12 protein-coding genes and 1 tRNA gene are annotated in these 9,649 nt (G+C 67.8%); 4 read left to right on the forward strand and 9 right to left on the reverse strand.

The features are described from left to right. Positions 1-1,502, forward strand: a 1,502-nt coding sequence (locus RMO04_RS08985; protein WP_309644444.1) for a patatin-like phospholipase family protein, incomplete at its 5' end; no start/stop codon positions are given. 248 nt (positions 1,503-1,750) lie between these two features. Here the strand turns inward: RMO04_RS08985 and RMO04_RS08990 are convergent. Beyond that, positions 1,751-2,440: a hypothetical protein gene (locus tag RMO04_RS08990; RefSeq protein ID WP_309644445.1), complete on the reverse strand. Its 690-nt coding sequence runs from the start codon at positions 2,438-2,440 to the stop codon at positions 1,751-1,753. A gap of 122 nt (positions 2,441-2,562) precedes the next feature. Here RMO04_RS08990 and RMO04_RS08995 point away from each other — a divergent pair, with 122 nt between their 5' ends. Next, positions 2,563-3,369 carry a helix-turn-helix transcriptional regulator gene (locus tag RMO04_RS08995; protein WP_309644446.1) on the forward strand — a complete coding sequence of 269 codons (807 nt, stop codon included), beginning with the start codon at positions 2,563-2,565 and terminating at the stop codon, positions 3,367-3,369. Here the strand turns inward: RMO04_RS08995 and RMO04_RS09000 are convergent. The 5 genes from RMO04_RS09000 to RMO04_RS09020 all read right to left on the reverse strand — a co-directional run bounded on the left by RMO04_RS09000 (position 3,366) and on the right by RMO04_RS09020 (position 7,124). Continuing rightward, the gene (locus tag RMO04_RS09000; protein WP_309644447.1) at positions 3,366-3,779 is read right to left on the reverse strand and encodes a DUF3574 domain-containing protein; all 414 of its coding nucleotides are present in this window, start codon (positions 3,777-3,779) and stop codon (positions 3,366-3,368) included. The two genes, RMO04_RS08995 and RMO04_RS09000, sit on opposite strands and share 4 nt — an antisense overlap. 47 nt (positions 3,780-3,826) lie before the next feature. After that, positions 3,827-5,113, reverse strand: a complete 1,287-nt coding sequence (locus tag RMO04_RS09005) for a glycoside hydrolase family protein (protein WP_309644448.1) — start codon at positions 5,111-5,113, stop codon at positions 3,827-3,829. A 106-nt stretch (positions 5,114-5,219) separates the two neighbouring features. Then, positions 5,220-6,650 carry a magnesium transporter gene (mgtE, locus tag RMO04_RS09010; RefSeq protein WP_309644449.1) on the reverse strand — a complete coding sequence of 477 codons (1,431 nt, stop codon included), beginning with the start codon at positions 6,648-6,650 and terminating at the stop codon, positions 5,220-5,222. Positions 6,651-6,712: 62 nt separating this feature from the next. Beyond that, positions 6,713-6,797: transfer RNA gene (locus RMO04_RS09015), tRNA-Leu, on the reverse strand. 48 nt (positions 6,798-6,845) lie between these two features. After that, a complete protein-coding gene (locus tag RMO04_RS09020) occupies positions 6,846-7,124 on the reverse strand; it encodes a FliM/FliN family flagellar motor switch protein (RefSeq protein ID WP_405041478.1) in 279 nt (92 codons plus the stop codon). 49 nt (positions 7,125-7,173) lie between these two features. On the opposite strand from RMO04_RS09020, the gene lipB reads away from it, so the two are divergent. Continuing rightward, positions 7,174-7,890 carry a lipoyl(octanoyl) transferase LipB gene (gene lipB / locus RMO04_RS09025; protein WP_309644450.1) on the forward strand — a complete coding sequence of 239 codons (717 nt, stop codon included), beginning with the start codon at positions 7,174-7,176 and terminating at the stop codon, positions 7,888-7,890. Here lipB and RMO04_RS09030 read toward each other — a convergent pair. Further along, positions 7,887-8,342 carry a DUF805 domain-containing protein gene (locus tag RMO04_RS09030; protein ID WP_309644451.1) on the reverse strand — a complete coding sequence of 152 codons (456 nt, stop codon included), beginning with the start codon at positions 8,340-8,342 and terminating at the stop codon, positions 7,887-7,889. The two genes, lipB and RMO04_RS09030, sit on opposite strands and share 4 nt — an antisense overlap. Before the next feature lie 18 nt (positions 8,343-8,360). Beyond that, the gene (locus RMO04_RS09035) at positions 8,361-8,771 is read right to left on the reverse strand and encodes a DUF805 domain-containing protein (protein WP_309644452.1); all 411 of its coding nucleotides are present in this window, start codon (positions 8,769-8,771) and stop codon (positions 8,361-8,363) included. 111 nt (positions 8,772-8,882) lie between these two features. On the opposite strand from RMO04_RS09035, the gene RMO04_RS09040 reads away from it, so the two are divergent. Further along, on the forward strand, positions 8,883-9,353 hold the full coding sequence (locus RMO04_RS09040; protein ID WP_309644453.1) for an FKBP-type peptidyl-prolyl cis-trans isomerase: 471 nt from the start codon (positions 8,883-8,885) through the stop codon (positions 9,351-9,353). Here the strand turns inward: RMO04_RS09040 and RMO04_RS09045 are convergent. Beyond that, on the reverse strand, positions 9,350-9,649 hold a 300-nt coding region (locus RMO04_RS09045; RefSeq protein ID WP_309644454.1), incomplete at its 5' end, for a biotin/lipoyl-containing protein. The genes RMO04_RS09040 and RMO04_RS09045 overlap by 4 nt on opposite strands.

Consider the following 9,649-nt stretch of genomic DNA (forward strand, 5'->3'; position numbering starts at 1 on the left):
CCGGCGCGCCGCACTCGGCCGAGGTGGTCGCCTTGCGCGACTCCGAAATCTTCGCCCTGCCCCGAGAGGCGTTCTTTGAGGCCTGCGACACCGACGGCTCGGTGATGATCGAGCTGGCCAAGCTGATGATCCTGCGCTCACGCCAGGCGGCGACCAAGGCTTCGGTGGGCGTGCCCTCGGTGTTCGGCTTCGTCTGCACGGGCGAACCGACTCCCTTGCGCGCTCTGGTGGACAAGATCGGCCGCGAGATCGGCAAGCTCGGCTACTCGGTCACCGTGGTCGGCGCCGAGGCCCAGCACGCGCCCACTGAGTGGTTCTCCGAGGTGGAGCTGGACTACGACGTGGTGCTCTACGTCGCCGAGGCCGACGACCAGGGCTGGCGCCAGGTGGTGGGCCGACAGGTCGACCGGCTGTTTCGCGTGGCGCGTGGCGACACGGCACCGCCGAAAGCCGGGGTCAGCACCGAGCCGCTGCAGGCCCAGAAGCTGGTCGATCTAATCCTGATCCAGAAGAAAGCCACCGAGAGGCCCAAGGGCTCTGAGGCCTGGCTGGCCGCCACCCAGCCGGCCCGGCTGTTCCATCTGCGCCGCGACAACGCCGAGGACATCAAGCGAATCGCCCGGGTCCTGACCGGCCAGTCCGTGGGCCTGGTGCTGTCGGGCGGCGGCGCGCGGGCCTACGCCCATGTGGGCGCGATCCGGGCGCTGCGAGAGCGTGGGGTGCCCATAGACTTCGTCGGCGGATCCTCGATGGGTGCGATCATCGGCGCCGGGCTGGCCCTGGCCTGGGACAGCGACGAGATGGACCTGCGCATCCGCGACGCCTTCGTCAACACCAGCCCGCTGGACGACATCGCCCTGCCCCTGCTGGCCATGACCCACGGCGGGAAGGTCAAGGAGCGCCTGGCCCAGCACTTTGGCGACACGCACATCGCCGACCTGTGGCTGCCCTTCTTCTGCGTCTCGTCCGACCTGACGACTGGGACCTATCATCTGCACAAGAGCGGCCTGCTCCGCGACGCCCTGCGGGCTTCCATCGCCTTGCCCGGCGTCATGCCCCCGGCCACGACGGATGACGATCACGTGCTGGTCGACGGGGCGGTGATGAAGAATTTCCCGGCCGACGTCATGCGCATGTCCCAGCTCGGGCCCATCGTCGGCGTGGACGTCAGCCGGGGCCGCTCGATCATGGCCGACGATGTGGCGCGGCCGGCCTCGGTGTGGCGCTGGATCTGGTCGGGCGAGTGGCGCAAGGGCCCGCCCATCGTCTCGCTGCTGATGCGCGCGGCCACGGTCTCGACCGGCCGAGATCTGGCCGCGGCCCGGGAAGCGACCGACGTGCTGATCACCCCCGACGTGACCGGCGTCGAAATCCGCGACTGGTCGGCCTATGAGCCCGCGGTGGCGGCTGGCTACAAGGCGACCATCGAGGCCTTGGATAAGCTCAAACTGCCCGTCACCGAGCTTCGTCAGCGGGCAAGCGATCCGAACAATCGAAAATGACGCAAGCAGGGTTTGCGACTCTGGAAAACCCGCCCCATATTGGGGGTCCTGTTCAATCAGCTGAAAGGAGGTGACCAGTGTCTCATTGTCTTCATCCGCAAGTGGAAACCGCGACCTGGGCTTCCGCTTACGAGGTCTCCAAGTAAGCGACGTCTAAGTTTCGGGACCGCGACGCGGTCCGACAATGGAAGGGCCGGCCCCGACAATGGGCCGGCCCTTCGCATGTCTGGGATCAACCTCTTGGGCGATCAGGGCTTGAACGGCGGCGTGGCCCAGCCGGTCTTGCGGCGGGCGACCTCTTCAAACGAACTCAGGGGTGGTCCGGCCATCATGCCCGCCGCCGCCGCCGTCACCGGCTGGGGAATGGATGTGGTGGCAGGGGCCGTCATACGGACCTTCCAGCCCGCGCCCTCATAGCAGGCGACCCCCGCCGTGCTCTCGATCCGGAATGTGCGGCAGAGGACCCCCTGATTGTCGCCGAAGGTCGAGCCGATCTGCACCAGGCCCGCCTCTCCCGACAGCTTGCGATCCAGCGCCACGACCAAGGCGCCGCTAGCTGGCGCGCCGGGTTGCGGCGCGGCCTGGAACGGCCGGCTCTTCACCATGCCGAACGCCTGGACGACCAGCAGCCCGATCACCACTGCGGCGGCCGCGGGAACCCAGGCCGGCAAGCCGCCTGGCGCCTTCGCGGTCGTCGCGGGCTTGGGCTTGGCGGGCGGCGGAGGCGGCGTCCGCGGCTTTCGGAAATCGTGCCGGATGATCTCGCCGCCCGGCGCGGCTGGGGCCTTTGAGCGAACGCGGCGCAGCTGGCGCTCGCGGGCGACCTTGGCCGCCAGCGCCGGGTCGGACGCCATCGCCGCCTCGACCGCCGCCGTGGCCGCTTCGTCCAGCACGCCGTCCAGGTAGGCCGTGACAGTTTCGTCGGCGATTTCCGCCATCCGCCGTTTCATCCCTAACCACCGCTCGCCCATCTGCGCCGATTCCGCCTGGACCGACGAGAGCGAGGTTCATTACCTCTCAGGTCATGGAACGACGCCATAGGGGTGCCTATGGTCGCCTCATGAGCACCACATCCGCAGCCGCCGTGGGCGGCCACCTCCGTGAATGGCGCCAGCGACGGCGCCTGAGTCAACTCGACCTGGCGCTGGACGCCGAGATTTCCACCCGGCACCTCAGTTTTCTGGAGACTGGCCGGGCCCAACCCAGCCGCGACATGGTGCTGCGCCTGGCCGACCAGCTTGAGATCCCGTTGCGGGAGCGCAACGTGATCCTGGTCGCCGCCGGCTTCGCGCCGGTCTTCCCGCAGCGCGCCCTGGACGATCCGGCCCTGGCCGCCGCGCGGCGGGCGGTGGACATCATCCTGAAGGTCCACGAGCCGTTCCCGGCGCTCGCCGTCGACCGCGGCTGGAACCTGATCAGCGCCAACCGGATGATTCCGTTGCTGCTCGATGGGGCCGATCCCGATCTGCTGAAGGCGCCGATGAACGTCCTGCGCCTGACCCTGCATCCGAAGGGACTGTCGTCGCGGGTGGCCAATCTGCACGAATGGCGCGCCCACCTGCTGGACCGTCTGCGTCGGGAGGTTGACCTCACGGCCGACCCACGCCTCACCGATCTGCTGACCGAGTTGAAGGCCTACCCGATCCCGGGCGGCCAACCGCCGCGCAGGCCGTCCGACGAGTACGGCGGGGTGGCGATCCCGTTCCAGCTCCACACCCCGGCCGGCGTGCTGTCGTTCTTCAGCGCCACCACGGTTTTCGGCACCCCTGTCGACGTCACCCTGTCGGAGCTGACGCTGGAAACCTTTTTCCCGGCCGATGCGACGACGGCCGAGACCTTGCGGGCCATGGCCTCCGGCCTGGACTAGAATGCCACGCAGGCTGGTTGGGTGACCAGCATCACCGAGTTTTGGTGGAACGCCTGGACATAGGCCTTGCGGGCTTCGTTCAGCTTGGCGCCTGAGTCCCCCTTGGCGGGTAGGACGAGGACGACCACCTTCGCCGCCTCGCGGATCATCTTGTTCTCGTCGCCCTTCCACTGGCCGCCGCCATCCAAGACGGTCAGGCCCCCGGGAAAGCGCGGCGTCAGTTCACGATCCACGAAGGCCCGAAAATCAGCGTCCGACACGGCCGGTTTGCCGCCGACGTTCTGGCCGAAGAAGAGCTGAGCGGTGCGCATCGGCTCCTGGCCGACCGGACAGGCCGGCCCGTTCACTGTGGTGCAGCCGCCGAGCGTCAGCAGGGCCAAGCCGGCGAAAAGGTGGAGGATTCGCGCCATGCCCCTGCCCTAGCACGCGGCGGCGCCGGGTTGGAACCGGGCCGCAGCTATTGGTCGCGGGTGTCGTCCGCGCCGTGGGCGTCGTCTTCAAGTTCGTCCTCGGGCGCGACCTGGCCCAGACGGTCCAGAAGCAGGTAAACCGCCACGGCGAACAGGCCGATGCCGATGACCCCGCCGATCCAGGCCAGGCCGTTCAGATTGTTGACTCCGCTCAGCACGCCGCCGCTGAAGATCCCCATGCCGACGATCGCCAGGATGGCGGCGGGAGCCAACGGCGGCAGCTGCGGGATTGGTGCGGCCGGAGCGACTTCACGCCTGGGGAAGATGATCGCGTGGTCGGCCTCGATGGGATCGATCTCGACGCGCGGCGAATCCTTGGGCTCGGTTGCGTCGCTCTCATCGACCACCTGGGCCGGTGTCTCGAGCGTCAGCTCTGATGGCGCTTCACGGGCGACCTCAACCTCGGGCTCGGTCAGAACCTCGGGCTCGGCCTGGGGCGTTTCGACGGCGTCCAGGTCGTTGGCGACGGTCAGCGGCGGATCGAAGAGGCTGGGCGGCTCCAGCTCCGCGACCGGTTCCGGGGTGGGCGGCGGAACGCGGTTGAGGGCTTCGCGGCTGAAGTCTTCCTCCGGAGGCGTGAGCGCGAACCGGTCGTCCTGCGTCTCGACCGGCGGCGGCTCGGCGAAAATGGTGGAGAGGCGCGAGGTCACCGCCTCTGCCGCCGATTGGGTCGGCGTCGGCGCATCGTCCTCGTCCGGCTCGGCTGGAGGCGCGGGGGGCGTCTCGTCGCGCTCGATGACCGTGTGCTCGCCGCTCAGCGGCACGATCAGGGCGGTCGGGACCTGGCGCGGCACCGCGCCCATGGAGTCCATGTCCACATTAGGCGGCAGGATCGGAGTCGGGGCCGGCACGAAGCCGCCGGGCGGGGTGAGGAACAGGGTCTTCTCGACCGAGCGGCGCCGCACCAGGGCGTCGACCACGATGCGTTCGCCGTCGAAGTCGGACTTGCGCCACAGTTCCATTGCGCAGGCGGCCTGCAGCAACTGGCCTTCATTCAGGCGGCGCAGGACCGAGGAGCGCTGGAAGTTCTCGACGCCGATATTGAAGGTGAAGCCGACGAGCGCGTCGAACTGGTTTTGCGTCAGCGGCGCGAAGACGTGCTCGTTGACGGCGTGGGCGACGGCGATCAGGTCGTAGAGCAGCAGGGCTTCGGCGTCACTCTCCGAGACCGAGGCGCCCTCACGGGCGGTCAGGGTGTGGCCATAGCCGATCGTCCAGCCGCCGCCGGGCAGCCGAGCCGAATTCTGGCGATATCCCTCGAAGCGCTTGATCATATCGATCGCTGCGCGGGATATCCGATGACGCGGTTTCATGGCCGACATGACCCATCCTGACACAAGCGCCGGGGCGCCACCCCCAGGCTCGCAAGATGGGGGCCGATCAGATGAGGATAAGCGCGGCGAGGCCCAGGAAGGCGAAGAAACCTGTGAAGTCCGTGGCGAAGGTCACGAAGACCGAAGACGACACCGCCGGATCGCGTCCCATCTTCTCGAGGGCGAGCGGCGCCAGGACGCCCGCCAGCGAGGCGATGAACAGGTTGATGATCAGCGCCAAGCCGAAGGTGACGCTGAGCAGGACATTGCCGAACAGGGCGTAGACCACCCCGCCGGTCACGATGGCGAGCGCGCCGCCATTGGCCAGGCCCACCACCATCTCGCGATAGACCGTGCGGTAGGCGTTGACGTCCGACAGCTCCTTGCTGGCGAGCGCGCGGACCGCCACGGCCAAGGCCTGGGTCCCGGCGTTGCCGCCCAGGGAGGCCACGATCGGCATTAGGACCGCCAAGGTAACCAGCTTGCCGATCTCGCCCTCGAAGGCGCGGATCACGCTGGCCGCCAACGCGGCGGTGATGGTGTTGACCATCAGCCAGGGCAGCCGCGCGCGGATGATGTCGACGATGTCGGCGTTGCGGCCGGCGTCGGACACGCCGGCCAGGGCCAGGATGTCCTCTTCGCTCTCGTCCTGGATGACGCCGACGATATCATCGACGGTGATCTGGCCGACCAGCCGCCCGCCGGGCTCGACCACGGGCGCCGAGATCAGGTGGTACTTGTCAAAAATGTAGGCCACCTCCTCCTGGTCCATGCCGACCGGGATCTCGGTGACCGCCTCCATGATCTGCGCCAGCGGCGTGTCGCGCCGCGCGCGCAGCAGGTGACTGACGGCGCAGGCCCCCACCGGCCGGTAGCTGGGATCGACCACGTAGACGTCGAAGAACAGCTCGGGCAGATCGTCGGCTTCCTTGCGGAAATGGTCGATGGTCTGGCCCACGGTCCAGAACTGCGGGGCGGCCACCACCTCGCGCTGCATCAGGCGGCCGGCGGTCTCATCCTCGTAGGCCAGCGAGCTTTCGATGGCCGTCCGCTCGGTCTCGGGCATGGCGGCCAGGACCTGGGCGCGCTTGTCCTCTTCCAGGTCGTCGACCACGTCGGCGGCGTCGTCGGAGTCGAGTTCGCCCAGCGCCTTGGCGAGCGTCGCGGGCGCGACGGTCTCCAGGACCTCCTCGCGGATCTCTGTGTCCAGCTCGGAGAGGATCTCCGCCAAGGCCTCGGGAGCCAGGTGGGCGACGATCTCATCGCGATAGTCGGCCGACAGGAAGCCCATCAGGTCGGCCACGTCGGCGGGATGCAGGGCGTCCAGCAGCTCGCGCAGGCGCTCGGCGTCGCCACGATCGGCGGCGTCCACCACCATCGCGACGAAGGCCGGATTTAGCGCGTAGTCCTCGCCGAGCGCGAGGTCTTCCAGGTCTTCTTCCAGCTCAGGAGCAAGTTCGTCACGGGCTTTGGACAGGTCGGCCGTTTCGCGGCTCATGCGGACCTCCCTTAGCTTTGGACTGACGGCTTGCTCTACGGCTGTTGAAGACCTTGATTCACTGGTGCGGTCGAGAAGACTCGAACTTCCACGGGTTGCCCCACAGCGACCTCAACGCTGCGCGTCTACCAATTCCGCCACGACCGCCCGTGGTGAGGCGCGGCAGGTAGCAAACCCTCAGCGCTTTGGAAAGCCCTACTGGCCGCCGGCCATGAAGTCATACACATCGGCGGCGCGGGTCACGGCGATGGAAATGCGATCGTCATTGATCTGAATTTCGCCCCGGGCGACCGGATGGTTGTTGGCGAGGATCCAGACTTCCTCATTCACCCCGGCGTCCAGCGGGATCACCGCGCCGCGGCCCATGCGCAGAAGCTGCTGCATGGGGAGGGTCGAGCGGCCCAACAGGACCGAGATCTCGACATTGACGGCGTTGACCTGACTCAAGACGAAAAACCCTTGAAACGCTAAGATACCGAGGCGGGCGTTGTGTTGATCCCGCCTGCCCCCACATTGAGCCGACATGCTTGACCACGTGTTAAACCCCACCCCGATTTTCGCCCGTGAGGACGGCTTGGCCGCCGGCTGGGCGGTGTCGCGCGGGCCGGTCGGCTATCTCGAAGCGGTGGAGGCGATGGAGGCCCGGGCCGCGGCCATCGCGGCCGGCGAAGCCTCGGAGCTGGTCTGGCTGCTGGAACACCCGCCGCTCTATACCGCTGGTGTCTCATCCAAGGCCGCCGACCTGCTGGCCCCCGACCGGTTCCCTGTGTTCCAGAGCGGCCGGGGCGGTCAGTACACCTATCATGGGCCTGGCCAGCGGGTGGCCTATGTGATGCTGGACCTGGCTCGCCGCCAGCGCGACGTGCGCGCATTCGTCGCTGGCCTAGAGGCCTGGGTGATCGGGGCCCTGGGCGCCTTCAACGTCGAGGGCGAGATTCGCGACGGTCGGGTCGGGGTCTGGGTCGAGCGCCGCACGCCGGGCCTGCCGACGCGGGAGGACAAGATCGCCGCCATCGGCGTGAAGCTGCGCCGCTGGGTCTCGTTCCACGGGGTCTCGCTGAACGTCGAGCCGGATCTGACGCATTTCGACGGCATCGTGCCCTGCGGCCAGACACAGCACGGGGTGACCAGCCTGGTGGATCTGGGCCTTCCAGTGACCATGGACGAGGCCGACGCGGCGCTGAAGGCGGGCTTTGTCGAGGTGTTCGGTCCAGTCGAGCCGGCCGAGGCGCCGATCTAGGCGGAACGATTCAATTTAGCCGCCGGCGCGCGGGGGTCCGGACCGTAGCGATTCACGCCAGGCTGGCCGGGAAGCACCGAGAGCGCGGCGAACAACATCGGAGCGCCGACGCCGGGCAGGAAGACCAGCAGCGTCCACATGCCGGTCTGACCCATGTCATGCAGGCGGCGGCTCGACAGGGCGAGGAAAGCCGCGGTCGAGCCCGCGAACAGCAGGACCGCCGCGGCGCCCAGGATCGACCAATGCAGGGCGCCCAGCGCCATGGCGATCGTCTGCTGCGGTTCGTGGATCATGCCGTCCAGGCTGCGGAGCCACCAACCCGCGCCCATGGCGTAGGTCGACCAGAGATACGCCCCCAGGAACAGGTTCAGGATGCCAAAATAGACAAGTCCCGTCAGGCCATAGATGGCCCGGCGCAGACGCCCGTTCGGGTTGAACAAAAATCTGAACATGTCGTCCCCACGACGAGATCAGGCCAACGCGGCCCTCAACGGATTTGGCCCATAGCGGTTGGTTCCCACCTCCCCAGCCATCACCCCGAGTTCCACAGCGGCCCAAACCAGCACGAGACCGAACAAAAAGTCAAAGAATCCCACCGGCTGCGGCCAGATGGCCACGGCGCCGGACAGGATCACCGCCGCCCACCAGCCCGAGCGGCCCCTGTCGTGAAGGCGTTTGGAAAGCACGCAGGCCCCGCAATAGAACAGCGCCGGATAGACGAACCACCCGGTGACCCAGTGCAGGGTCACGGTGGCGCCGATCACCGACTCGTAGAGCGCCGCCAGGCCAAGCAGCACCGCCGCGGCGATCAGGAACGGCGTGCGCGCCGTCCGCCCCTGGGCGTTGAAGAACAGCACGCCCCAGTCGGTCTGACCGTTCATGAACTCACTCGCATGGACTCGACGACGCCGATCATACGGCCAAGGGGATCGAATGACGATGCGTGTGGCCCTGGTCTAGACTGGCGGCGACCAGCCAATGGAATCGCGCCCATGAAGATTCTCGCCCTTGCGCTCGCCGCCGCCCTCGCCTGCGCCCTGCCCGCGGCCGCCGATCCGGGAAAGGCCAACGCGGAGTTCCTGGCGCGCAACGCCAAAGCCAAGGGCGTGAAGAGCCTGCCGGCCATCCAGTACGAAATCCTTCGCTCGGGGCCGGCGGACGGCGTCCAGCCCACCCGCGCCAGCACGATCCGCGTGCGCTACGAGGGGCGCTTCGTGGATGGCGTGGTGTTTGACGCCTCGGCCAAGGGCAGTCCCGACGGCATAGCGACCTTCCCGCTCCAGAGGTTGATTCCGGGCTGGGTCACGGTGCTGCAGCAGATGCGGCCCGGCGACGAATGGCGCGTCGTCATCCCGCCGGACTTCGCCTATGGAGCCAAGGGCAAGGACATTATCCCGCCCGACAGCATCCTGATCTTCAAGATCGAGCTCGTTGAAGTCCAACCGACGCCGCCGACCCCTTAAGCGAACTCCACCAGCACCTCGTCCGCGGCGACGCTGTCGCCGGCCTTGGGCCCGATGGTCTTGACGGTTCCGTCGCGCTCGGCGCGGATGATGTTCTGCATCTTCATGGCCTCGACTATGGCCACCTGCTGGCCGGTCTTGACCTCTTGGCCCAGCGTCACGTCGAGGGAGACGACGAGGCCTGGCATGGGCGAGAGGATGGACTTGGAGGTGTCGGGGGCCTGCTTGGGCGGCAGCTTCTCGTGCAGCTCGGCCGAGCGGGGGGTCAGCACCAGGACGTGAGCGAGGGCTGCGCG

The sequence above is a fragment of the Phenylobacterium sp. genome (genome assembly GCF_031412415.1).
Classification (GTDB): Bacteria; Pseudomonadota; Alphaproteobacteria; order Caulobacterales; family Caulobacteraceae; genus Phenylobacterium.

What these genes read in the sequence shown, in the direction of transcription:
- mgtE (WP_309644449.1), bottom strand. Translation starts at nt 6,650, where the DNA reads ATGAGCCGCGAAACGGCCGACCTGTCCAAAGCCCGTGACGAACTTGCT.
- RMO04_RS09005 (WP_309644448.1), bottom strand. Translation starts at nt 5,113, where the DNA reads ATGATCAAGCGCTTCGAGGGATATCGCCAGAATTCGGCTCGGCTGCCC.
- RMO04_RS08990 (WP_309644445.1), bottom strand. Translation starts at nt 2,440, where the DNA reads ATGGCGGAAATCGCCGACGAAACTGTCACGGCCTACCTGGACGGCGTG.
- RMO04_RS09030 (WP_309644451.1), bottom strand. Translation starts at nt 8,342, where the DNA reads ATGTTCAGATTTTTGTTCAACCCGAACGGGCGTCTGCGCCGGGCCATC.
- RMO04_RS09000 (WP_309644447.1), bottom strand. Translation starts at nt 3,779, where the DNA reads ATGGCGCGAATCCTCCACCTTTTCGCCGGCTTGGCCCTGCTGACGCTC.
- RMO04_RS09040 (WP_309644453.1), top strand. Translation starts at nt 8,883, where the DNA reads ATGAAGATTCTCGCCCTTGCGCTCGCCGCCGCCCTCGCCTGCGCCCTG.
- RMO04_RS08995 (WP_309644446.1), top strand. Translation starts at nt 2,563, where the DNA reads ATGAGCACCACATCCGCAGCCGCCGTGGGCGGCCACCTCCGTGAATGG.
- lipB (WP_309644450.1), top strand. Translation starts at nt 7,174, where the DNA reads ATGCTTGACCACGTGTTAAACCCCACCCCGATTTTCGCCCGTGAGGAC.
- RMO04_RS09035 (WP_309644452.1), bottom strand. Translation starts at nt 8,771, where the DNA reads ATGAACGGTCAGACCGACTGGGGCGTGCTGTTCTTCAACGCCCAGGGG.